Raw genomic sequence first — 21,423 nt, 5'->3', positions numbered from 1 at the left:
GGGTGCGGGGCCGCCGCCCATACCGGGTCCGCCCGGACCTTTTGGCGGTCTGGGGGGCTTGGGCGGCTTTCTCCGCCGGGGCCGGCCCCAGAAGATGGGATAATACCGCCGGGTGGGGATGCCCATGCCGGGCATCATGTACCGCCTGCGGTAGCGGTTATAGCGCATCCGGTCCAGGATGACCCAAATCACCAGCAGCACCAGCAGGATCAGGATCAGGCGGCCGAACACGGCACCCGCCGTGGGGGCCAGATTGCCCGTGGTCTGGGTGTAGTAGCCGTCTCCGGCGGAATAGGTCTCCCGGACGGCGGGGATGTAGTTTTCCTTGATGGTGACGTTGTAGAAGTCCGCGAACCAGTCGATGTAGGCGTCGAAGGTCCTTTTCACGCCGGCGTCGTAATCTCCGGCGGCAAAGTCGTCCTCCATGTAATGGTACAGCAGGCTGGTGAGTTCCTGGCCGTATTTGTACAGGCCGTCGCCGCCGGAGACGCCGTAGTCACCCTTCAGGCCGTTCTGGGCGATGTCCTCCAGCGCCAGAACGATCACCAGGCCGTTGTCCCGCTCCGCGGAGCCCACGCCGTACCGGTTGCCCAGGTCCGCGGCGTACTGGACGATGTCTGTCCCGCCGGTGGAATCCACTGTCACCACCATGATCTGGGCGCCGGTCTGGGCAAAGAGGGAGGTGTTCATGGCGTCGATGTGCTGCATGGTCTTGTCCGACAGCACCCCGGCGTGGTCATAGGTGTACGTATAAGTGCCCACCACAGCGGTGGAGGGGGCACTGGTGTCCGCCGGCTTCCGGGCCTGGCCCAGCAGCACGCCGGCCACGATAGCCAGTACCATGACGGCCGCCGCCACAGAGCGCTTTTCAAAAAATTTCATAGGCATGATTCCTCAAATCCACGAGGTTTTTCCGGCTCCTCTGCCGGAGAGGAGCCGGGGGAGCCTGCTCCCCCTTTAATTACGCAGCTCCAGCAGCTTCTGCTTCAGCTGACCCTCGATCTTGCCCAGCTCCACCTCGGCGGCCTGGCGCTTCTGGGCGCCCTCCCGCTGGATGTTCAGCACCTCGTCCAGGGTGTCGATCAGCTGCTGGTTGGTGTGCTGCAGGGTCTCGATATCCACGATGCTGCGCTCCGCCTCCTTGGCGGTCTCGATGGTGCCCATTTTCAGCATGTCGGCGTTCTTCTTCAGCAGGTCATTGGTCATCTCGGTGACGGCGCTCTGAGCGGCGGTGGCCTGGCGGCTGTGCTCCATGCCTAGGGCCAGCACCATCTGGCTCTTCCACAGGGGGATGGTGTTCACCAGGGAGGACTGGATCTTCTCCACCATCAGGGTGTCGTTGTTCTGCAGCAGGCGGGTCTGGGGGCCCATCTGAATGGAGATCATGCGGGTCAGCTCCAGGTCGTGGAGCTTCTTCTCAAAGCGCTCGCACATCTGGGCCGTGTCGTTGTACCGCTGGGCGTCCTCCTGGGCGCCGGTCTGCTCGGCCCGGGCCTTCAGGGCGGGCAGCTCGTTGGTCCGCACATCCTCCAGCTTCTTCTTGCCGGCCAGGATGTACATGGTCAGCTCCTTATAGTACTTCAGGTTCAGCTCATACATCTGGTCGAACATGGCCACGTCCTTCAGCAGGGTGACCTGATGCTGCTCCAGCTCCCGGGCGATCTTGTCCACGTTGGCCTCCACCTTGGAGTACTGGGCCTTCATGGTCTCCAGCTTATTCCCGGCCTTCTTGAACATGCCGAAGAGGCCCTTCTTCTCCTCTTCCTGGCCGAAGCCCTTCAGCTCCACTACCAGCTCAGAGAGGGACTTGCCCACCTCGCCCAGGTCCTTGGACCGAACAGAGGCCAAGGCGTTTTCGGAAAAGCCCGCCACGTTTTTCTGCGCGGCGGCGCCGTACTGCAAAATCAGGTTGGAGTCCATGATGTTGATTTTCTTGGAGAAGTCCTCCACCACCTGCTTTTCCGCCTCGGACAGCATGCTGTCATCCAGCTTGGCAGGGACGATATCCGCTGCCGGGGGCTCCGCAACGGCGGGGGTAGCGGGGGTCACCACCTCGGCGTCCAGGGTCAGGACAGGGGCGGCCTCCGCGGCCTGGGGGTCCAGGGTCAGCTCGGGCATCATGTTGTTCTCGCTCATTCGTTTCTCCTCCATATCATTCGACATTTTCCCGTATTACAGTTCCAGCTTGATATCCGTGCCGTCCTTGGCTGTGGGGCCGGCCTTCATCTGGTCGCCCGCCAGGCCCTCCCGGGCCATCATGGTCTCCAGCACGGTGATGTCCGTGGAGATGTCCAGGGCCTCGGCGCCGTACAGGCTGTCCAGCTGCTTTTCAAAGGCCGCCACCACCGTGCGCATCATGCCCTCCACCTTGGCCAGGGTGGAGTCGATGTTCTCGCCGGAGACGCCGGTGCCGCTCATGCGGTCATAGCTGTTCAGCAGCTTCAGGGTGGTGGGCAGGTAGTAGTCCATGAACCGCCGGATCTGAGGCAGCTTCTTGGGATCCCGCTTCACCTCGTCGAAAATCTTCTGGCACACCTGCTCCAGCCGCACGATGTCGGCGGAGATGCCCGGGTCGGCGATGTTGTCGTCCAGGCGCTTCATCTCCTGAATGGCCAGACGGCCGTCCTTCAGCATCTTGTCCAGCCCGGGGTTGCCGGTGGACTCCTCCTTGGGCTTTTCCTCAGCCTTGGGGGCCGCCTGCTCCGTGTCGCCGATGGTCCCGGCGTTTTTGCAGAGGGCGCTGGTCAGGGCAAACACCCCCACGGACGCCGCCGCCACCAGCACATAGTGCAGCGGCGCATACAGGGGCAGCAGCAGGCCGCACACCAGCCACACCACCGCCACGGCGTAAAAGGGCGCCACGGGTTTTCGGACACTCGTTTCCATCCGCAGACCTCCTTTGTCTCAATAGGGATATTATACCTCTGGGGAGCGCACACGGTCAAGGTATGACAGTTGTAAAATAGATGTGAACAAGGAGGGCCGTTTTGGCCCTCCTTGCCTTAAATCCCATATGTGCCGGTGAGCGGGTCCCGCCACAGGGCGATGCGGACCGGGCGGAAGGTGCACCAGACGAAGCAGAAGGCCAGGGCCCACAGCACGATGAGCCCCAGCACCTGCTGCCAGGGGGCCGACAGGCGGTTCCGGCGCAGCAAATAGAAATCCAGCAAAAACGCCCCCAGAGCCGCCAGGAAAAACACCGCGATATTGGCCCAGTCCCGCATCTGTCCCCAGACGCCGGTGTAGGTATAATACAGCACCGGGATCAGCGCCAGCCCCGTCACGATGCTGACGGCCCGCACCGCCAGGAAGTTGGGATAGTTCTTCCCCAGCACGCACGCCTGGACCACGGAGAACAGGAACATGGGGACGAACAGCAGCTTCATGTGCTCCCAGGTGGACTCGTTCACCGCCGAGACCACCGCCGCAGCCAGGCTGCCGCCGCTCCACTCGTAGGCAAAATGCAGCAGAGAGCCCATGGCCGAGGTGAACAGGAACCCCGCCAGCTCCCAGAAAAACAACCGCTTGCGCATGCCAGCCTCCCGACAAAAAAGACTGCGGCCGGAGCCGCAGTCTCATTGTATGCGCCTTTGGAAGGTTTATGCGTCCAGCAGGTCACCGTATTTTCCCAGTACCGCCTGCAGGTCCTCCCGGGTCCAGGCCCCGGTCTCCTTGGTGCGGTCCAGGTTCTTCTCCAGCAGGCGGCTCAGCTCCCGGGCTTCCTCCTCCGTCAGATCATCCATGGCGGCGGGCAGCCTGGAAAGCTCCGCCCTGGGCAGGGCCAGCAGGTAGTAGGGTATCCTCCAGTCGTGGGTCTCCCCCTCTGTCAATTGAAAAATTTCCACCAGCCGGGCTGCCGTGGCCTTCTCGTACGCCACGGGCGGGTCCACGAAATAGCCGCCGGTACCCCGGTCCCGGATGGCCCAGTCGCCGTCCTGGTTTTTCACCACACAGACCTGGCTGCCATAACCGCAGTAGCCCTGGCTGTCCGGCTGGTCCAGGCCCGCGCCGGCCTGCCAGTAAGCGGCCTCGCCGCCCTTCGGCTCCTTCAGCTTGATCCGCAGGCCCATGTTGCAGCAGAACTGCTGAGGCTCGCCCAGATAGACGTCGTACACCTCGGTTTTTCCCGCCCTGGCATCCAGGGGTCTCCAGTCCACCCAGGCCGGGGCAGTGCGGTAGTTCTCCGCCACCTGCTCCGCCAGGTCCTCTGCCGCCTCCGCCGGGGACAGGGCGCCGTCCGCCGTGACGGCCCACACCTGATGGCTCACGGCGTCCCGGGCGATCATCTCCAGATTGCCGTACAGCTTCCCCGCATAAGGCTCCTGCCCCTCCTTGGGGTTCACCGCCTGATAATAGGAAGTCTTTCCGTCCTGCTCCAGGGTCACCAGGTCACTTTCGGAGCAGCAGCGGATGGTGGCCTTGCCGTCCCGGGAAGCCACGGTCAGCAGGTACCCCCGGTCCTTGGAATCCAGCAGGGCTTTCCAATCTTCCTCCGTGGCGATAGACCAGGTGTAGTCCGCGAAGGCGTGCTGTCGCCCCGCCACGTTGCCGTCGTTCTCGCCCCTGACGATGTCAAAGGCCGTTTCGGTGCCGTCCGGCTCCTCCACCGTGACCCGGAAGGTCTCGGCATCCGCAATGGTCTGATACAGCCCGGCGGCCTCCGCCGCCAGCCGCTCGCTCTCGGTCTGCTGGGACTCCGGCGTTTTCGTATTCTCCTGTTCCGGCTGCTTCCGGGCGCACCCGGTCAGCAGCAGCGTCATCATCAAAAGCAGCGCCCATGCGCGTTTCATGGCGATATCCTCCTTTTTCTTGGTGGCATCAGATTATCACGATTTTGGGAGGAATTCCTGACGAAACCGCTACAAATGATGACAGTTCAGGAGCGAATGATGACGAAACGGAAACAAAAGTCCCGGGCGGCAAAAGCCGTCCGGGACTTGGAACCTATGCAAAAATCACCTGCACCAGCAGCATGTACAGCGCCGTGCCTCCCGCGATGGAGAGGAGCACATTGCTCTTCCAGCGATGCAACAGCACCACCGCCAGGATCGCCAGCAGCTCCGGTGCGCCGTGGGGCGGGGCGGTCCAGGAGACGCCCTTCAGACAGTAGACCACCAGCAGGCCCATGGTGGCGGCGGGCAGCACCCGGCCCAGATAGAGCACCCAGACGGGCGGCTCTTTCTTCTCCGGGAACAGCCAGAAGGGCAGCCAGCGGGTGAGCTGGGTCCCGGCGGCCACCGCCAGGATCATGACCAGGGTTTGAAGCGGTGTCAGGTACATAGCTTCTTCCTCCCTCCCAGCAGCACCGCCAGGATCAATGCCATGGCGGCGATGACCATGTTGTTGGGTCCGAACACCGCCAGGCTCACAGCGGCGCAAGCCAGACCGATGACGCCGGCGGCCCGGTTCTCTTTCTTCTTCCACTGCTCCAGGAACAGCACCACGAACAGGGCCGTCAGGGCGAAGTCCAGACCGGTGGTATCGAAGGTGAGGAAGCGGCCCAGCAGCCCACCCAGGGCCGTGGCGATGATCCAGTAGCTGTAATCCAGCAGGGATATCCAGAAGTAAAAGTCCTTCCGGGCCACGCCCTCCGGCGGCTCCAGGGTGGAGACCAGGGAAAAGGTCTCGTCGCTGAGGACATAGATCAGAAAGGGCCGGACCTTGCCCAGGCCCTTGTACTTGTCCAGCATGCTGAGGCCGTAAAAGATGTGGCGGGCGTTGACCATGATGGCCAGCAGGAAGGCCTGCAGGGGGTCGAAGGCCGTCACCAGCAGGGTGATGGCCACGTACTGCATGCTGCCGCCGAAGCCGATGGCGCTCATCAGCGCGGACCAGAACGGTCCGTAGCCGTTGGCCGCCATCAGCAGTCCGTAAGCCATGCCCAGGCAGGCATACCCGGTCAGCACCGGGATGGTGGCGGGGAAAGCGGCCCGCAGCGCCGCCCGCTGATTTGATTGTTCTTCCAGACGCACCATTGCGTTCTCCAATTTCCTATTGTTCTTATGGGTATTCGCAAGTATACCGCCGAATCTGCCGGCTGTCAAGACAAAGCCCGTGCCGGGCGGCACGGGCTTTGCAAATTACATCTTCTCCGGCGCGTCCACACCGATGAGCCTGAGGCCGTTTTTCAGCACCACCCGGGTATCGTCCGCCAGCTTCAATCTAGCCGCCTGGACGGCAGGCTCCTCGCCCTTGATGCGGCAGGCGTTGTAGAACCGGTGGAAGCAGCCCGCCAGCTCCTGCAGGTAGCGGTTGATATGGCTGGGGTCGTAGTCCCGGGCCGCCAGCTTGATCTCCTCGCAGAACTGGGCGATCTGCTTGATGAGGGCCTGCTCGGTCTCGCCCTTCAGAATAGACATGTCCACATCGGCCTGTGCGGGGACGGTGACGCCCTCCTCCGCCAGGGCCCGCAGCAGGGAGCAGATCCGGGCATGGGCGTATTCCACGTAGTAAATGGGGTTCTCGCTGTCCTCCCGGACGGCCAGGCCCAGGTCGAATTCCATCTGGGTGTCGGGCTTGGCGTTGAAGTACCACCGGGCGGCGTCCACGCTGACCTCGTCCAGCAGGTCGCTCAAAGAGATGGCCTTGCCGGTACGCTTGGACATCCGGACCAGCTCGCCGTCCCGCAGCAGCTTCACCAGCTGCATCAGCACGATGTCCAGCTTCTCGCTGCCGTTCAGGTCCAGGGCGTCCAGTGCGCCCTTCAGACGGGCCACATGGCCGTGGTGGTCCGCGCCCCAGATGTTGATGACCTTGTCAAAGCCCCGGACGGCAAACTTGTTGCGGTGGTAGGCGATATCGGCGGCGAAGTAGGTGTAGAAGCCGTTGGCCCGGCGCAGCACGTCGTCCTTCAGCTCCAGCTTCTCGATGTCCTTCTCCTTCTTGCCGGCCTTCAGCAGGTTCTCCCGCATGATCTCGGCAGTCTTGAGCCACAGGGCGCCGTCCTTTTCATAGGTCCAGCCCTTCTCGGTGAGCATATCCACGGTCTCGGCCACATACCCGCTCTCGTGGAGGGTGGACTCGTAGAACCAGTTGTCGTACTCGATCTTGTAGCGCTGCAGGTCGGTCTTCATCTTGGGCAGGTTCACGGAAAGGCCGAACTGGGCCAGGGTCTCCTGCCGCTCCGTCTCAGACACGTTCAGCAGCTTGTCGCCGTTCTGGTCGTAATAGGCCTGGGCCAGCTCCCTGATGTCGCCGCCCTGGTAGCCATCCTCGGGGAAGGGCACGTTCTCCTCGCCCTGGATGATCTGCAGATACCGGGCCTCGATGGAGTGGGCAAACTTGTCGATCTGGTGGCCGGCGTCGTTGACGTAGAACTCCCGGGTCACATCGGCGCCGCAGGCAGTCAGCACGGAGGCCAGGGTGTCACCCAGCACGCCGCCCCGGGCGTTGCCCATGTGCATGGGACCGGTGGGGTTGGCGGAGACGAACTCCACCATATACTTCTTGCCCTTCAGGCCGTCGTTGGTGCCATAGTCCGCGCCCTCGGCCTCCACGGCGGCGCAGACGCCCTCATACCAGCTGTCCCCCAGCCGGAAGTTCAGGAAGCCGGGGCCCGCGATCTCCGCGGAGGTGAAGTAGGTGCCCTCCAGGTCCATGTGGTCCAGCAGGGTCTGGGCAATGTTCCGGGGGGGCTGCCGCAGGGCCTTGGAGGCCGCCAGCGCAAACGTGGTGGTGAAGTCGCCGTTGGCGGTGTCCTTGGGGATCTCCACGGGAGCGGTCTTGACCTCTGCCTGAGGCAGGGTGCCGTCCGCGACGGCGGCCTGGTAGGCGTTCATGGCCAGGGTAGCCACCTGGTCCTTTGCGTTCTGGATCATATTGATCATATCGTCATAACCTCTTCTGTTAAAATGATTTCATGGGCGGGCGGCTGATAGCCGCCCCTACGGGTTCTCTATTGCAGAGGCGGATGGCATCCGCCCGGATTTCAGTTCTTTCGTTTCACCCGGATCTTGAAGCAGTTCCGCCCGGTGGTCGTATGCTTTCCCATGCGGCGAGCCGCATGGGAGCCCTTGATTGAACATCCTCGGCAGGCAAAGCCTGCCTGCGGCAAGATTTTAGCCTTCGCCAAAATGCTTGGACGCGCTATAGCGCGGAGTATCCCAGCAGTTACTGCTTTCGTTTGACCCGAATCTTGAAGCAGTTCCGCCCGGTGGTCGTATGCTCCACGGCGATGGAATACTTGATGTCCATAACGCCGCCCCGCTCGCTGAGATTGTGGCGGAGACGGCTGGTCTGGATATCCACCGTCAGTTCCCCGAAGGGGGTCTCGTACAGGGAGGTGTGCTGCCGTCCCTCCTCAAAGACCATCTGGGAATTCACCTTGCCCGTCCGGGTCAGGGTCACCCGGGGGCCGTTGACCTCGAAGGTCGTGGCGGTCCCCTCCATGCCGGTCAGCTCCGTCTCCTGGTATTCCAGCAGGATACGGCCGTCCTCCAGCAGCTCCATGGTCCCCGCCGTCAGCAGCTCCGTGCCGTCCGGGTCCACGTCGTCGAAATACTGCTCGCCCCGGATGGACAGCATCACGGGCAGCACGTTCGGTTCCATATTGTTCTCAATACCGGTCAATGTCGATCCTCCGTGCCACGTGGCGAATGTCCTCCTGCAAAAATACCGACGCGATGCGTTCAAAATCCTCCGGCTGGTCGCTGACATAGAACTCCGCCTCGCCCTGGCGGGTCTCCTCGGCCCGGAGGCCATTGGCCTTCAGCAGCCGTTTCAGTTCAAAGGCGGATTCCTCCCCGGCGGAGACCAGGGTCACCTCGGGTCCCATGACGTCGGCGATGACCTCCGTCAGCAGGGGATAGTGGGTGCAGCCCAGGATCAGGGTATCGATGCCGGTGGCCTTCAGGGGCTCCAGGTACTCCCGGGCCACCGTTTCGATGACCACATCCCCCCGCCGGAACCGGCCGTTCTCCACCAGAGGGACGAACAGGGGACAGGGCTTTCCGATGACCTCCACTTCGGGGTCCAACCGCCGCAGGACGGCCTCGTAGGCGCCGGAACGGATGGAGGCCAGGGTGGCGATGATGCCCACTTTTTTGGTTTTCGTCACCAGCAGCGCCCGGCGGCAGGTGGGCTCCACCACGCCCACGATGGGCAGGGTGTTTTCTGCCTGCAAGGTATCCAGAGACGTGGTGGTGACGGTGCCGCAGGCTATCAGGATGGCCTTCAGGTCGAAGGATTTCAGAAACCGGACATCCTGCCGCGCATATTTTAGAATGGTCTCCCGGGAACGCCCGCCGTAGGGCACCCGGGCGGTGTCGCCGAAGTAGATCAGATTTTCCTCCGGCAGGATCTGCCGCAGGGAGCGCACCGCCGTCAGGCCGCCCAGGCCTGAGTCGAATACGCCGATGGGCCGCATGTCCATAGCTTTCATACCTCTCATCATTGCATCGTGACTATTTATTATACTATGCTGTAAGGTTTGCCGCAAGACAGATTTTAGTCTTTTTGCCCTGTTTTTTATGTGGAATTTTATGTGCCGCTTTGCTATAATAGCGTTATATCACAGTCTGGGAGGTGTTTGCCCATGAAAATCGAACTGACGGAGCAGCAGTACCGCTATCTGCTGGATCTGGTGTACATAGGAAACTGGGTGATAAACTCCACCCGCGAGGACGACCGCATCAAGGAGTACGACCAGGTGGAGAGCCTGGTGTTCTCCCACTGCCTCCGGCACAAAATGAGCAAGCTGGTGGAGCTGTACCAGGGGGAGCTGATTCCCTCCCGGGCCTTCGCCGACGGCGGCATCCACGAGGCCATTGAGAATTACGAGGATATCGTGTTTTATGAAATTCTGGCGGAGGAGCTGGCCCTGAAGGATATGGACGGCGAGCCCCTGACCCGGGAGAACTATTCCGCCCTCATGGAGCGGATCGACGCCTATATGGCGGAGTTCAGCCAGCACGGGACCGATAATATCAGCGTGGATTTAGACGAATAAAACTTACTGAAAGAGGGGACGTTGTCCCCCCTTTGCCCGCAAGGGGCACGCCGCATCCGTAAAGCAGCAAAGCTGCTAACGGCTGCGCAGTAGATTCCCCCCCCACCTCGTCAGAACAAACTGCGCTGTATTCGCTGCCGCCTTCGGCGAAAGCTCACGTCGCTCTGTTTGTTCTTCCTCTCCCCATCGAACCCGCTTCGCTGGGCTTCGGCGGGGCCCCCTTGTCGGTCACTGGTGAACGCCGCCCCCAGGCGGCTAAGTCGATGTATTTTCGCCACGTACGTGCCGCGGCGAAAATGATTTGAAAGTACATGATTCATCAATTTATATTACATAAGGAGATATGCACATGTCCGAAATGTCAAAGGTTTATTTCGCGGATTTCCGCTGCCCCAGCTGGCGGGAGAACCTGCCCCAGAAGCTGGCCCGCCTGATTATGACTGCCGGCTTCGGCGACATGGACCTGGAGGGCAAGTATGTCGCCATCAAGATGCACTTCGGGGAACCGGGCAACATGGCCTATCTGCGGCCCAACTGGGCCAAGGTGGTGGTGGACCTGGTGAAGGCTCAGGGCGGCAAGCCCTTCCTAACGGACTGCAACACCCTCTATATCGGCGGCCGCAAAAACGCCCTGGACCACATCGAGTCCGCCTACGTCAACGGCTTCACCCCCTACTCCACCGGCTGCCACATCATCATCGCCGACGGCCTCAAGGGCAACGACGAGGTGGAAGTCCCCGTAGAGGGCGGCGAATACGTGAAGGCCGCCAAGATCGGCCGGGCCGTCATGGACGCGGACGTGTTCATCTCCCTGACCCACTTCAAGGGCCATGAACAGGCCGGCATGGGCGGCGCCCTGAAGAACATCGGTATGGGCTGCGGCTCCCGGGCGGGCAAGATGGAGCAGCACAACTCCGGCAAGCCCTTCGTCAAGCAGAAGAAATGCATCGGCTGCCGTGCCTGCGCCAAGATCTGCGCCCACGGCGCCCCCCAGTTCGGCGCCGACGGCAAGGCCACCATCGACACCGACAAGTGCGTGGGCTGCGCCCGGTGCCTGGCGGTCTGTCCCAAGGACGCTATCCAGTGCATGTACGACGAAGCCCCCGAGATCCTCAACAAGAAGATCGCCGAGTACACCAAGGCGGTGGTGGACGGCCGTCCCTGCTTCCACATCTCCCTGGTGATGGACATTTCCCCCAACTGCGACTGCCACGGGGAGAACGATGTGCCCATCGCCCCCAACGTGGGCATGTTCGCCTCCTTCGACCCCGTGGCCCTGGACCAGGCCTGCGCCGACGCCGTGCTGGCCCAGCCCGCTATGCCGAACTCCGTGCTGTTTGACAAGGAGTGCGCCTGCAACGAGGGCGATCTGTTCAAGCGGGCCCATCCGGACACCGCCTGGGAGACCTGCCTGGAGCACGCCGAGAAGATCGGCCTGGGCACCCGGGCCTATGAGCTGGTCAAGATCTGATTACCCATATAAATCGAAGGACTTCCGCCGACATCGGCGGAAGTCCTTTTCTGTTTCTGTTCCGATCAGGCGAACAGGGCGTTGAAGCTGTTCACCACGTCGTCCGCACCCTCGCTGAGGGCGATCAGCATGACGTAATTGCCGTTGGAGACGATGCGTGAGCCGTTCTTCCAGCCCTCGATGGTCTGGGGATACCAGGCGCCGCCGGGATTCTGGTCGTCACCCACCTGGTAGTTGATGCGGGCCTGGAAGATGTCCTTCACCGCCTGGACATCGGCGCTGTTCTGCACCTCCACCAGGGCGATCTCGCCCACGGCGGCGGAGATCATAGCGGTGTACACGACGCACTGGTTGGTCTTGATGTCGGTCAGGCCGGGGTAGAAGGCGTCCAGAATTTCACCCTCCGCCTGCATCATGGCGGGCACGTTGCCGCCGCTGAACACAGACTCATAGAAGGCGGTCAGGTCCACGCTGGGAGCGGGCTTGCTCTGAGCATCCTCCGCAGGATTCTGCGCGGGCTTCTCGGCAGGAGCAGTGGGGTTCTCAGCGGGTTTTTCGGCAGGCTTGCTCTCAGGCTTCTGTTCGGGCTTCTCCGGCTTCTGTTCAGGCTGGACAGGCTGCTCCACCTCGGGCTCCTCAACAGGCTCCTCCGGCTGGGCGTCCTCCGCAGGCTCCTCAATGGGCTCCTCCGGCTGTTCGGCAGGCTCCTCCACCTGGGGCTTCTCCGGCTCCTTCTCCTCTTCCTTCTTGCCGCCGCAGGCGGTCAGGGCCAGCACCAGCGCCAGGGCCAGCAGCAGGGAAAGCAGTCTCTTGTTCATGGGTATGTTCTCCTTTTTTTCATCACAATTTTCCGGCGCCGCAGAGCGCCTGTCGGTTTCCTTCTGTCAGACGGGACAGTCTGCAAAAAAGTTCCCGGTTTTCAAAAATATTTTCATGTTTTCAGGAAAGTCCACAGGCAGGCAAGGTCCCCCCTTGTCTGCCGTTGACTTTGCATGAAACATCCGCTACAATCAAACCATATCATATCACGGCTGTCTGGGGGTGAAAACCCCCTCTTTTGTCGTTTTTACTCTCAATCCCCGGAGGCATCTGTTTATGAAGCGTTCCCTCAGAGATATGTTCGTCATCGGTTTCGCCCTGTTCTCCATGTTTTTTGGCGCAGGAAATGTGATCTTTCCGCCCTATCTGGGGCTCAGCTGCGGAAAGCAGTGGTTCCTGGGCTTCGTCTGCTACTACCTGGCCGACATCGGCCTGGCTCTGGCAGCGCTCTTCGCCGTGCTCCGCAGCGGCAGCCCGGAACACATGACCCGCCGCATCGGCAAGGTTCCCTCCACCCTGCTGATGAGTGCCATCATCCTGTGTATCGGCCCCATGCTGGCCATCCCCCGGACGGCGGCCACCACCTATGAAATGTCCCTGGCGCCCCTGGTCTCCGGCTTCAGCCCGGTTCTCTTTTCCCTTTTGTTTTTCGCGGTGATCCTGCTGCTGTGCCTGCGGGAGTCCGCCGTGGTGGACATTGTGGGAAAGGTGCTGACCCCGGTGCTGCTGATCGGGCTGCTGGTGCTGATCGTCAAGGGCGTGGCGGACCCCATCGGCCCGGTGCCTGATCGGGTGCCGGTGGACAACGTCCCCGTCACCGGCATTGAGGCGGGCTATCAGACCATGGATGTTCTGGCCGCCGCGGTCTTCGGTATCATCATTCTGAAAAGCGCCCGGGACAAGGGCTACACGGACCCCAAGGACCAGGCTCGGGTGGTGGCGGGCGCCGGACTGGTGGCAGGAGCGGCCCTGCTGGTGGTCTATCTGGGCCTCACCTATCTGGGTGTCACCACCTCCCGGTTCTTCGACCTGTCGGTGCTGCGGACCTTCCTGGTGGTTTCCATCGTGCGGAACCTCATGGGGAACGCGGGCATCGTCCTGTTCTCTATCGTGGTTGCCCTGGCCTGCGTCACCACCGCCGTAGCCTTGGTCAGCTCCGCCGCCTCCTACTTCTCCAAGCTCTCCGGCGGCAGGCTGCGGTACACCTGGCTGGTCATCGCCATCTGCCTGTTCAGCGCAGCAGCGGCCAATCTGGGGCTGGACCAGATCGTCTCCATCGCCGCCCCCATTCTCAGCATCGTCTATCCCCCCACCCTGGTGCTGATCTGCCTGTCCTTCTTTGACCGGCGCATCCAGAGCGACTGGGTGTTCCGCATGGCCGCCCTGGGCGCCCTGGTGTTCAGCTTGCTGGAAACCGCCGCCTCCTTTGGCCTGGACATGCCGTTCCTGGCCCGGATGCCCCTGGCCTCCCTGGGCTTCGGGTGGGTGGTCCCGGCGGCGGCCTGCGGCGTTTTAGGCGCCTTGATCGGCCGTTCCAGACCCGCCAAAACCTGATAAAAAGCCGTCCGGATGACCGGACGGCTTTTGTTTTCATCGGATGGCAGCGATGATGCGCTCCATCAGCGCCACCCGGCGGAAGGGCGTCATGAGGTACACGCCGTCGGTGTACGGGGCGATCTCTGACGCGATGCGGGCAGAGATGGTCACCGCCAGGTCCTCCGCGGCGGCCCGGTCCAGTCCCTGGTACAGGGCCACGATCTCGTCGCACACCCGCATGCCGGCGATCTCGTTGTTGAGGAAGCAGGCGTTTTTGTGGCTGACCACCGGGAAAATACCACCCAGAATTTTCCCATGCAGGATCTCCCGGGCCAGCTTCAGATTCTCCAGCGCCTCCGCCGACAGCACCGGCTGGGTCAGGAAGCCGGAGACGCCGTTTTCTTCCTTCTCCTGTGCCATTTGCAGCTGCCGGGCAAAGTTCCGGGCATTGACATTCAGGGCCCCGTAGATGCGGAAGGGCGTCCGCAGGGTGGTTTCGTTGAGGCCGCTGACATACCGGGCCAGCTTCCGGGAGTTGAAGTTGAAGACGCTCTTCACCTCGTCCCGGTCCTCCGTGGGGATGGGGTCCCCCGTCACCAGGAGCACGTTGTGGACCCCCTCCATGGACAGGCCCAACAGCAGCGCCTTGGTGGCGTTCAGGTTTCGGTCCCGGCAGGTCATGTGGGGCAGAGGCTCCACCCCCAGTTCCCGCTTGAGCTTGCAGGCCAGCAGGCTGCTGTCCGCCCGGGGGCGGCCGATGGGACAGTCGGCGATGGTGACGGCGTCGGCTCCTGCGCTCTGCAGGGCCCGCACCCCCTCCAGGAAGGGGGCAATGTCGTCGTCCACCGGCGGGTCCAGCTCCACGGCGATGACCCGTTGGCCCCGCTCCAGCTTCTCCCACAGGGAGTTGGCCGAGACGGGCGCCGCCTCCCGGGGCGCTTCCGCCGGGGCCGCTGTCAGCGGGGGCAGGGGCTTTTCCAAAATCTCCGCCGTCCGAGCCATGTGTGCCGGGGTGGTGCCGCAGCAGCCGCCCACGATGGCGGCCCCCGCCCGGACGATCCGGGCCATCTGCTCCGCGAAGTAGCCGGGCTGGCCCTGGAACACCGTGCGGCGGCCCAGCACCGTGGGATAGCCGGCGTTGGGCATCACCGACAGCCGGGTGTCCCCCAGGTCCAGGGTCTGGATGTACTTTAAAAGATGGCTGGGGCCGGACACGCAGTTGAAGCCCACGGCGTCCACGCCCTCCAGCGCCGCCGTGCGGCGGAACAGGTCCCGGCCCTGCAGGCCCGCTCGGGTCACGCCGTCATAGCCCACGGCGAAGGACACGATCAGGAAGGCCTCCGGGCACTTCTCTTTTAAGTACCGGGCCAGTTCCGGAATGCCCTCGTCGGTGGCCAGGGTCTCCGCCAAGAAGCAGGTGATCCCCTGGTCCAGGAACCAGTCCGCCTGTTGGAGGTACACCTCCGCCGCTTTCCGCTCGCCGCCCTCCGGGGCAGGACCCAGGTCGGCGAACACGTAGGCGCCGAAGGGCTCCGCCGCCTCTTTGGCCAGGCGGCAGGCTGCCCGCAGAAGCTCCTCCGCCTGGGCCTCCTCCCCCGCCGCCAGGTCGGCGCCCAGGGAGAAGGTGTTGGTCTTGATGGCCCGGCACCCGGCCTCCAGATAGGCCCGGTGGATGGCCCTGATCTCCTCCGGGCGGGTCAGGTTGGCCCGCTCGCACCGCTCTCCGGCCCGGCCGGGCTGTGCGGCGAACCAGGTGCCCATGGCACCGTCAAACAGCAGGGGCTTCCCCTGCGCCAAGTAACTGCGAATCTCCATCATCCCAGGACCTTTCTGGCAATTTCCACCGACTGGCGGGCGTCCGCCGCGTAGTGGTCTGCGCCCACCTGTTTGGCGTATTCCGGCGTCACCACGGCGCCGCCCACAAAGACCACCGGGGGCTGTTCCAGGGTCTGCAGCAGCCTGACGGTTTTCTCCATGGCAGGCAGGGTGGTGGTCATCAGGGCAGACAGGCCCACCAGCCGCACGCCCTGCTCCCGGACTGTGTTCAGCACCGTCTCCGGCGGCACATCACGGCCCAGGTCCACCACCTCGTAGCCGTAGTTTTCCAGCACGGTCTTGACGATGTTCTTGCCGATGTCGTGGATGTCCCCCTGGACCGTGGCCACCACCAGCTTGCCCTTCTTCACCGGGGCGCCGCCCTTGGCAGCGATGGAGGTGCGGATGACCTCGAACACCGCCTGGGCCGCCTGGGCAGCGCTGAGCAGCTGGGGCAGGAACACCTTGCCCCGCTCATAGTCCTCGCCCACCCGGTCCAGGGCGGGGATCAGGTGGTTTTCCACCAGGGACAGCTCACTCTCTGTTTGCAGGGCCTCCGCCGCCAGACGGCCCGCATCGGCCTTCAGGCCCCGGAGGATGGCGTCGTCCAGGGTCATGTCGCTGTTTCCTGATATGACGGGCTTGGCCGCGGGGGTCTCCCCGGCGAACCGGGCCACATAGTCCCGGCAGCTTTCGTCCTCGCCGGACAGCACTTTGTAAGCCGCCACGGCGTCCATCATCTCTTTCTGGTTGGGGTTGATGATGGGCAGGGTCAGCCCCGCGCCCATGGCCTGGATCAGGAAATTCCGGGTCACCAGGGCCCGGTTGGGCAGGCCGAAGGAGATGTTGGACACCCCCAGCACCACCTGCAATCCCAGCTCTTCCCGGACCATCCGCACCGCTTTCAGGGTCTCCCGGGCCTGCTCCTGCTGGGCGGAGACCGTCAGGGTCAGGCAGTCGATCCACACATCTTCTTTGGGGATGCCGTAGGACAGGGCCGCCGTCAGGATACGGCGAGCAATGGCTACCCGCTCTTCGGCGGTCCGGGGGATGCCGCCCTTGTCCAGGGTCAGACCCACCACCGCCGCGCCGTACTTCTTCACGATAGGCAGCACCCGGTCCAGGACCTCCGGCTCCCCGTTGACAGAGTTCACCGCCGCCTTGCCGTTGTAGACCCGCAGGCCCGCCTCCAGGGCGTCGGGGTTGGAGGAATCCAGCTGCAGGGGCAGGGACACGGCGCTCTGCAGCTTCTTGACGACTTTCGGCAGCATGGTCACCTCGTCCACGCCGGGGTAGCCCACGTTCACGTCCAGGATGTCCGCCCCGGCGTCCTCCTGCTGGACGGCCACGTCCAGGATGTAGTCCAGGTCCTCCTCCAGCAGCGCCTGCTGGAACCGCTTCTTGCCGGTGGGGTTGATGCGCTCGCCGATGACCCGCACGCCGGTCAGGGGCGTGGGCGTCACCGCCGAGCAGACGAAGCTCTCCTTCCGGTACCGGCGCCGACCGGGCTGCTTCCCCGCCAGGGCGGCGGACAGGGCCCGGATATAGTCTGGGGACGTGCCGCAGCACCCGCCCATGATGGACACACCTGCCTCCACGCAGGGCAGCAGCGCCCGGGCAAATTCCTCCGGCCCCATGTCATAGTGTCCGTCCACCGGGTCCGGCAATCCCGCGTTGGGCTTGGCCACCACCGGCAGGCGGGTGTGTTCGCAGAGCTCTTTCAGCAGCAGAGCCAGCTTGTCCGGCCCCAGAGAGCAGTTCAGGCCGATGGCGTCGGCCCCCAGGCCCTCCAACGTGTGGGCCATGGAGGCCACGGTGCAGCCGGTGAAGGTGCGGCCATCGGCCTCGAAGGACATGGTCACCAGCACAGGCAGGCCGGTGGCTTCCTTGGCCGCCAGCAGGGCGGCCTTGGTCTCGTACAGGTCCGTCATGGTCTCAATGGCAATGAGGTCGGCCCCTGCCTGGGCGCCGGCCTCCATCATCTCCCGGAACAGCTCATAGGCCCGCTCAAAGGTCAACGTCCCCATGGGCTCCAGCAGCTCTCCCAGGGGGCCCACATCCAGGGCCACCAGGGTTCCGGTGCCCGCCACGGCCTCCTTGGCGACAGTGATGGCCGCCCGGACCACCTCCGCCACGGCGTGTCCGGTCTTTGCCAGCTTCAGGCCGTTGGCGCCGAAGGTGTTGGCGTACACCACCCGGCTGCCGGCGGCCACGTATTCCCGGTAGACGGAGGCCAGCAGTTCCGGCTCCGTCAGATTCAGCAGCTCCGGCTGGCCGCCGGGGGGCAGCCCCCGCTGCTGCAGGACCGTGCCCATGGCACCATCCAGCATCAAAATCCCATGTTGGAAGATCTCAGTTCCCACAGCGTGTTCCTCCCTTGCGAAGCGTACAGGTCTCTCTCATGGCGCAGTAAGCGCAGCCCCGGATGCGGGCCATCTGGGGCCGGTCCGAAATGCCGATCAGGGCGGTGACGGACTTGGAGGGGTTCATCAAACACCGTTCCGACACATGGACCCCCAGCCGCCGCCCCAGGTCCAGAGCCCCGCAGATGGCGGGCTGAAGGCTCAGGGGCAGATCCCCGTAGCCAGGGCTGAACCGGTCCGTCAGATACTGACCGGGAAAGCGGGCGGCGATCTCCCGCTCCGCCTCATCGCAGCCGGCCTCCACCCAGGCGCTGCCGCAGGCGTCCAGAAGGACCGCCTTGGCCATGTCCCGGGCCTGTTCCGCCCGCAGCATACTCTCAAATTCCACTCCCAGGGTACAGCCCAGCAGGACCACCCGGCCGCAGTCTGACAGCATGGTTTGGGCGTCCTTTCCCGGCAGAGTGAGGTCCGCCTCCGGCAGGCGCAGGACACCGTCCTTACGTTCCAGGGAGAAGACCCGGTAGGTGTACCGGGGCCGCAGCCGCGCCGTCAGGCGGCGGGCCGTGTCTTCGGCTTCCCGCCGCAGCTCCGGCGGCGCCTGACGCCCTGCGCCCAGATAGCGCAGAGCTTCGTCGATATTCAGCTCCATGGTCCGCTCCCTTTTTTACAAGATAGTTCCATAATACTGTTTTTTTGCAAAAAAGTACAGTCGCAATTTTGTGGATTTTTTAAATACCAAATTAGTAGGTTTTTCCGAAAGTACCAAACCCAAGAACCGCAAGTGCTCAATACCATAGATTACTAATAGCACATAAATGGGAAGAGGACATAATTCCGGCCCATAACAAAAGGCTTTATGCTGCGCTCAGCACGGTTGTTGCTCAGTTCCAGTCTGCCGTCTTCCAGATAGCGTACCAGGTACGGCCACTGCTCCAGCAGGTAATACAATGCCTTTCCAAGAGCAGATTTCGGTGCCGTTTTGGAGATCGTCTCATTTGCCCATGCCAACAGAGCGTCCAGAACCGGTTTCTCCTGTTCCAGGCGCTTAGCATATCGTTCTTCTGGTGTCAGTTCTGCGAAAGACTCCTCCAGTTGGAATAGGATTTATGACCACACCGGTCCTGAGACTTTACGGAAAGCCATTCAAACAGCAAAAGAAGGTGCCTCGTAAATGCACCTTCTTTTTTATTGCCCACGCTCTCTATTGAGGCATTTTTTCGCAAAAGTGTCGTATTTTTGTCGTATTTTCCTGTTTTCCCTTATTCCCAGCAAAATCAAAAAACTCCCAAAGCCTTGCGGCTCTAGGAGTTTAAGTGGTGGACGATACAGGACTCGAATTCAAAAAACACCGTGTTAAGTAGTCCCTTCTAGTACCAAAGTCTTTTATTTGCAACGGTTTGCGGACTTTCCATGTTTTATCTTGTCCCATGTAATACCAGGTAATATTAGGTACTTAAGGGAGAAAATAAGGGAGAAAATGAAAAGGATCGAGTGAAACTCTTATGTGTTAAGCAGAACGTACCACGCAATCTGAACATTTATCGTCAAGCAAATATTATCCCTGCTGTCAAAGAGGAAAAAATCCTTATGGCAGCAGGGATTTTTTGCGTTTTGCAGGTGTTGCCAACCAAAAAGCTGCTTTTGTTATGAGATACAGGTTGAGGTTGCAGATTGTATAAGAAGAATTGCTTTGAACACAAGCGCGCTTTGCATTATCATGATTACAAGAATTTAAAGCAACCAGGTTTACATGCAGTCATTAAGTGCGAATTAGATTGAAGTTGAAGTTCCCAAAAAATGGATTCGAGTCAATCCTCCCAGAAAACTGAGTGAACAAACTCGACTTGAGCTGAAAGAACGGATGTTAGCCCTGCGGGAAAGTCAAGGTCAAAATACCGAGGAAGGAGGAAAAAACATATGAAATACACATGCTATGATTAGTTACCGCTCGTATTGTCTGTGGCTGATATATCCGACATTCTACATATAGGCAGAAACACAGCCTACGACCTCATACACTGTGGACAAATCAGAAGTGTCCGCATCGGACATCAAATTCGAGTTCCGAAAGATGCGCTGCTGCAATTTTTGCATGTGGCTGATAATTGACCAAATGCCATTCAGGGCGTATCATATTTTTGTGGTACGTTCTGCGTGGCGGAAGGAGGTTATTTATGCCACGCAAAAATACAATGAGCCGTGCCGCTAACGGCAATGGTTCAATAAGAAAGAAGACGCAAATTAAAAATGGAAAAACCTATACCTGGTGGGAAGGTCGTATCACCACTGAGCGTGATCCCGGCACTGGGAAACAAATACAACGATCAGTGAGTGGAAAAACGCAAAAAGAAGTCGCACAAAAACTCAGGGAAATATCAGTTGAGATTGACAAAAGGACCTATTTAGCCCCTACAAAGCTGACTGTCAAGGACTGGCTGGACACTTGGGTAAAGGAATACTTGGAGGATATAAAACCATCCACCAAGTATCTGTATACAAGGAATATGGAAATGTACATCATCCCTAACTTAGGGTCTGTCAAGCTGGACGCTCTGACCTCCCCCATGGTTCAGGCTCTCTATAACCGTCTGCACAAACCTGACAAAAAGGATGTCAAGCCACTATCAGCCAAGACTATCCGAAGCCTCCACGGAGTGCTTCACAAAGCGCTACAGCAAGCAGTACTGAATGGATATATTCGAGTGAACCCAACAGACGCCTGCAAGCCACCCCGTGTAGTAAAAAAGGAAATTCAGCCACTTGATGAAACTCAGGTTTCCGAATTTCTAAAAGCCATTCAAGGCCATCCCCACGAATACCTGTATAAAATTACGTTGTTTTCTGGGATGCGTGAGGGGGAAGTACTTGGCCTCACATGGGACTGTGTAGACCTAGAGCATGGAACGCTCCTTATTAAGCAGCAACTTCGCCGGGAACAGCAAAAGGGCGGCAAGTACTATTTCTCACCGCCCAAAAACAATAAAAGCCGGGTTCTCTCCCTGGCCCCATCTGTTGTTCAGTTGTTTCGCTTGCAGAAAATACGGCGATTATTACCTGCCTGATTTAGCTGTGCCAGAGGAAGAACCAGCAACCTACGGGCACTTTGGCCGTATGAGGCTGAAATATCTGAAGGAACATCGTAGAGGGACTTACATCTCACTTCTGACCTCTGGGCAGTTGATACAGCATCTCAACGAAATCGACCGGGAGGCCAACGAGATGCTGGAGCTTTTGATGAAGCAGATGGCACAGGAGCAAGGGGTTACGGAGCAGCTGAAAGCGGAGAACCAGATGGCATGGGTAGGTGCGATGAATAGTATTCGCGCTGCAGCAGAGGAAATCGTGCGCTCTGAACGAATTCAACTTTGAAACTCCCGTTAAAAATGGTTGCTAATGTGTAGTTAGTAAATATGATGTAGATTTATTCGTTCAGAATGAAACAGATATACCACAAGATTTCCCAGAAATCTTGT

The 21,423-nt window shown here is 61.0% G+C and carries 21 protein-coding genes; 6 read left to right on the top strand and 15 right to left on the bottom strand.

Annotation, left to right across the window (positions count from 1 at the left end; genetic code table 11):
* The 10 genes from JQM66_RS08015 to murI form a co-directional block, all read right to left on the bottom strand.
* The coding region (locus JQM66_RS08015) for a TPM domain-containing protein (protein ID WP_235229352.1) at positions 1-882 on the bottom strand (882 nt) is incomplete at its 3' end.
* A 75-nt stretch (positions 883-957) separates the two neighbouring features.
* Positions 958-2,136, bottom strand: a complete 1,179-nt coding sequence (locus JQM66_RS08010; RefSeq protein WP_235229351.1) for a toxic anion resistance protein — start codon at positions 2,134-2,136, stop codon at positions 958-960.
* A gap of 36 nt (positions 2,137-2,172) precedes the next feature.
* Entirely contained in the window at positions 2,173-2,886 is a 714-nt protein-coding gene (locus JQM66_RS08005) for a 5-bromo-4-chloroindolyl phosphate hydrolysis family protein (protein WP_235229350.1), read from the bottom strand.
* A 116-nt stretch (positions 2,887-3,002) separates the two neighbouring features.
* Positions 3,003-3,533: a DUF6512 family protein gene (locus tag JQM66_RS08000; RefSeq protein ID WP_235229349.1), complete on the bottom strand. Its 531-nt coding sequence runs from the start codon at positions 3,531-3,533 to the stop codon at positions 3,003-3,005.
* 66 nt (positions 3,534-3,599) lie between these two features.
* Positions 3,600-4,790: a hypothetical protein gene (locus tag JQM66_RS07995; RefSeq protein ID WP_235229348.1), complete on the bottom strand. Its 1,191-nt coding sequence runs from the start codon at positions 4,788-4,790 to the stop codon at positions 3,600-3,602.
* Between the two features lie 154 nt (positions 4,791-4,944).
* Complete coding sequence (locus tag JQM66_RS07990) at positions 4,945-5,280, bottom strand: branched-chain amino acid transporter permease (RefSeq protein ID WP_235229347.1); 336 nt, start codon at positions 5,278-5,280, stop codon at positions 4,945-4,947.
* The gene (locus JQM66_RS07985; RefSeq protein ID WP_235229346.1) at positions 5,271-5,975 is read right to left on the bottom strand and encodes an AzlC family ABC transporter permease; all 705 of its coding nucleotides are present in this window, start codon (positions 5,973-5,975) and stop codon (positions 5,271-5,273) included. Before JQM66_RS07985 ends, JQM66_RS07990 begins: the two co-directional genes overlap by 10 nt.
* Positions 5,976-6,080: 105 nt before the next feature.
* Positions 6,081-7,826 carry an arginine--tRNA ligase gene (gene argS / locus JQM66_RS07980; RefSeq protein WP_235229345.1) on the bottom strand — a complete coding sequence of 582 codons (1,746 nt, stop codon included), beginning with the start codon at positions 7,824-7,826 and terminating at the stop codon, positions 6,081-6,083.
* A gap of 283 nt (positions 7,827-8,109) precedes the next feature.
* Complete coding sequence (locus JQM66_RS07975; RefSeq protein WP_235229344.1) at positions 8,110-8,547, bottom strand: DUF1934 domain-containing protein; 438 nt, start codon at positions 8,545-8,547, stop codon at positions 8,110-8,112.
* Between the two features lie 7 nt (positions 8,548-8,554).
* Positions 8,555-9,370 carry a glutamate racemase gene (murI, locus tag JQM66_RS07970; RefSeq protein WP_235229359.1) on the bottom strand — a complete coding sequence of 272 codons (816 nt, stop codon included), beginning with the start codon at positions 9,368-9,370 and terminating at the stop codon, positions 8,555-8,557.
* A 162-nt stretch (positions 9,371-9,532) separates the two neighbouring features.
* On the opposite strand from murI, the gene JQM66_RS07965 reads away from it, so the two are divergent.
* Complete coding sequence (locus tag JQM66_RS07965; RefSeq protein WP_235229343.1) at positions 9,533-9,946, top strand: hypothetical protein; 414 nt, start codon at positions 9,533-9,535, stop codon at positions 9,944-9,946.
* Between the two features lie 349 nt (positions 9,947-10,295).
* Positions 10,296-11,417 (top strand): DUF362 domain-containing protein, encoded by a 1,122-nt coding sequence (locus JQM66_RS07960; protein WP_235229342.1) that lies wholly within the window; start codon positions 10,296-10,298, stop codon positions 11,415-11,417.
* 65 nt (positions 11,418-11,482) lie between these two features.
* Here the strand turns inward: JQM66_RS07960 and JQM66_RS07955 are convergent, their stop codons facing one another.
* Positions 11,483-12,235, bottom strand: coding sequence for a DUF4358 domain-containing protein (locus tag JQM66_RS07955; RefSeq protein ID WP_235229341.1), 753 nt, complete (start codon positions 12,233-12,235; stop codon positions 11,483-11,485).
* A 277-nt stretch (positions 12,236-12,512) separates the two neighbouring features.
* Between JQM66_RS07955 and brnQ the strand changes: the two genes are divergently transcribed.
* Positions 12,513-13,790, top strand: coding sequence for a branched-chain amino acid transport system II carrier protein (brnQ, locus tag JQM66_RS07950; RefSeq protein WP_235229340.1), 1,278 nt, complete (start codon positions 12,513-12,515; stop codon positions 13,788-13,790).
* Between the two features lie 36 nt (positions 13,791-13,826).
* On the opposite strand, the gene JQM66_RS07945 is transcribed toward brnQ, so the two are convergent.
* From JQM66_RS07945 to JQM66_RS07930, 4 genes are all read right to left on the bottom strand, one after another.
* Positions 13,827-15,590 carry a bifunctional homocysteine S-methyltransferase/methylenetetrahydrofolate reductase gene (locus tag JQM66_RS07945; protein ID WP_235229339.1) on the bottom strand — a complete coding sequence of 588 codons (1,764 nt, stop codon included), beginning with the start codon at positions 15,588-15,590 and terminating at the stop codon, positions 13,827-13,829.
* Positions 15,587-17,950, bottom strand: a complete 2,364-nt coding sequence (locus tag JQM66_RS07940; protein WP_235229338.1) for a homocysteine S-methyltransferase family protein — start codon at positions 17,948-17,950, stop codon at positions 15,587-15,589. Before JQM66_RS07940 ends, JQM66_RS07945 begins: the two co-directional genes overlap by 4 nt.
* Positions 17,940-18,599, bottom strand: coding sequence for a methionine synthase (locus JQM66_RS07935; RefSeq protein ID WP_235229337.1), 660 nt, complete (start codon positions 18,597-18,599; stop codon positions 17,940-17,942). The genes JQM66_RS07940 and JQM66_RS07935 overlap by 11 nt, the downstream gene beginning before the upstream one ends.
* Positions 18,600-18,751: 152 nt before the next feature.
* Complete coding sequence (locus tag JQM66_RS07930; RefSeq protein WP_268824370.1) at positions 18,752-19,042, bottom strand: IS66 family transposase; 291 nt, start codon at positions 19,040-19,042, stop codon at positions 18,752-18,754.
* 867 nt (positions 19,043-19,909) lie between these two features.
* Here JQM66_RS07930 and JQM66_RS07925 point away from each other — a divergent pair.
* From JQM66_RS07925 to JQM66_RS07915, 3 genes are all read left to right on the top strand, one after another.
* Positions 19,910-20,059 carry a helix-turn-helix domain-containing protein gene (locus JQM66_RS07925; protein ID WP_235229336.1) on the top strand — a complete coding sequence of 50 codons (150 nt, stop codon included), beginning with the start codon at positions 19,910-19,912 and terminating at the stop codon, positions 20,057-20,059.
* A gap of 65 nt (positions 20,060-20,124) precedes the next feature.
* On the top strand, positions 20,125-21,012 hold the full coding sequence (locus JQM66_RS07920; RefSeq protein WP_235229335.1) for a site-specific integrase: 888 nt from the start codon (positions 20,125-20,127) through the stop codon (positions 21,010-21,012).
* Positions 20,960-21,319 carry a TnpV protein gene (locus JQM66_RS07915; protein WP_235229357.1) on the top strand — a complete coding sequence of 120 codons (360 nt, stop codon included), beginning with the start codon at positions 20,960-20,962 and terminating at the stop codon, positions 21,317-21,319. Before JQM66_RS07920 ends, JQM66_RS07915 begins: the two co-directional genes overlap by 53 nt.
* The last annotated feature ends 104 nt before the right edge of the window (positions 21,320-21,423 follow it).

The sequence above is a fragment of the Oscillibacter valericigenes genome (assembly GCF_021531915.1).
In the GTDB taxonomy this organism is placed as follows: Bacteria; Bacillota; Clostridia; order Oscillospirales; family Oscillospiraceae; genus Oscillibacter; species Oscillibacter valericigenes_A.
This window is presented reverse-complemented; position numbering and strand designations above follow the sequence as displayed.

Coding starts and splice junctions, on each gene's coding strand:
- JQM66_RS08010 (WP_235229351.1), bottom strand. CDS start 2,136: ATGAGCGAGAACAACATGATGCCCGAGCTGACCCTGGACCCCCAGGCC.
- JQM66_RS08005 (WP_235229350.1), bottom strand. CDS start 2,886: ATGGAAACGAGTGTCCGAAAACCCGTGGCGCCCTTTTACGCCGTGGCG.
- JQM66_RS08000 (WP_235229349.1), bottom strand. CDS start 3,533: ATGCGCAAGCGGTTGTTTTTCTGGGAGCTGGCGGGGTTCCTGTTCACC.
- JQM66_RS07995 (WP_235229348.1), bottom strand. CDS start 4,790: ATGAAACGCGCATGGGCGCTGCTTTTGATGATGACGCTGCTGCTGACC.
- JQM66_RS07990 (WP_235229347.1), bottom strand. CDS start 5,280: ATGTACCTGACACCGCTTCAAACCCTGGTCATGATCCTGGCGGTGGCC.
- JQM66_RS07985 (WP_235229346.1), bottom strand. CDS start 5,975: ATGGTGCGTCTGGAAGAACAATCAAATCAGCGGGCGGCGCTGCGGGCC.
- argS (WP_235229345.1), bottom strand. CDS start 7,826: ATGATCAATATGATCCAGAACGCAAAGGACCAGGTGGCTACCCTGGCC.
- JQM66_RS07975 (WP_235229344.1), bottom strand. CDS start 8,547: ATGGAACCGAACGTGCTGCCCGTGATGCTGTCCATCCGGGGCGAGCAG.
- murI (WP_235229359.1), bottom strand. CDS start 9,370: ATGGACATGCGGCCCATCGGCGTATTCGACTCAGGCCTGGGCGGCCTG.
- JQM66_RS07965 (WP_235229343.1), top strand. CDS start 9,533: ATGAAAATCGAACTGACGGAGCAGCAGTACCGCTATCTGCTGGATCTG.
- JQM66_RS07960 (WP_235229342.1), top strand. CDS start 10,296: ATGTCCGAAATGTCAAAGGTTTATTTCGCGGATTTCCGCTGCCCCAGC.
- JQM66_RS07955 (WP_235229341.1), bottom strand. CDS start 12,235: ATGAACAAGAGACTGCTTTCCCTGCTGCTGGCCCTGGCGCTGGTGCTG.
- brnQ (WP_235229340.1), top strand. CDS start 12,513: ATGAAGCGTTCCCTCAGAGATATGTTCGTCATCGGTTTCGCCCTGTTC.
- JQM66_RS07945 (WP_235229339.1), bottom strand. CDS start 15,590: ATGATGGAGATTCGCAGTTACTTGGCGCAGGGGAAGCCCCTGCTGTTT.
- JQM66_RS07935 (WP_235229337.1), bottom strand. CDS start 18,599: ATGGAGCTGAATATCGACGAAGCTCTGCGCTATCTGGGCGCAGGGCGT.
- JQM66_RS07920 (WP_235229335.1), top strand. CDS start 20,125: ATGCCACGCAAAAATACAATGAGCCGTGCCGCTAACGGCAATGGTTCA.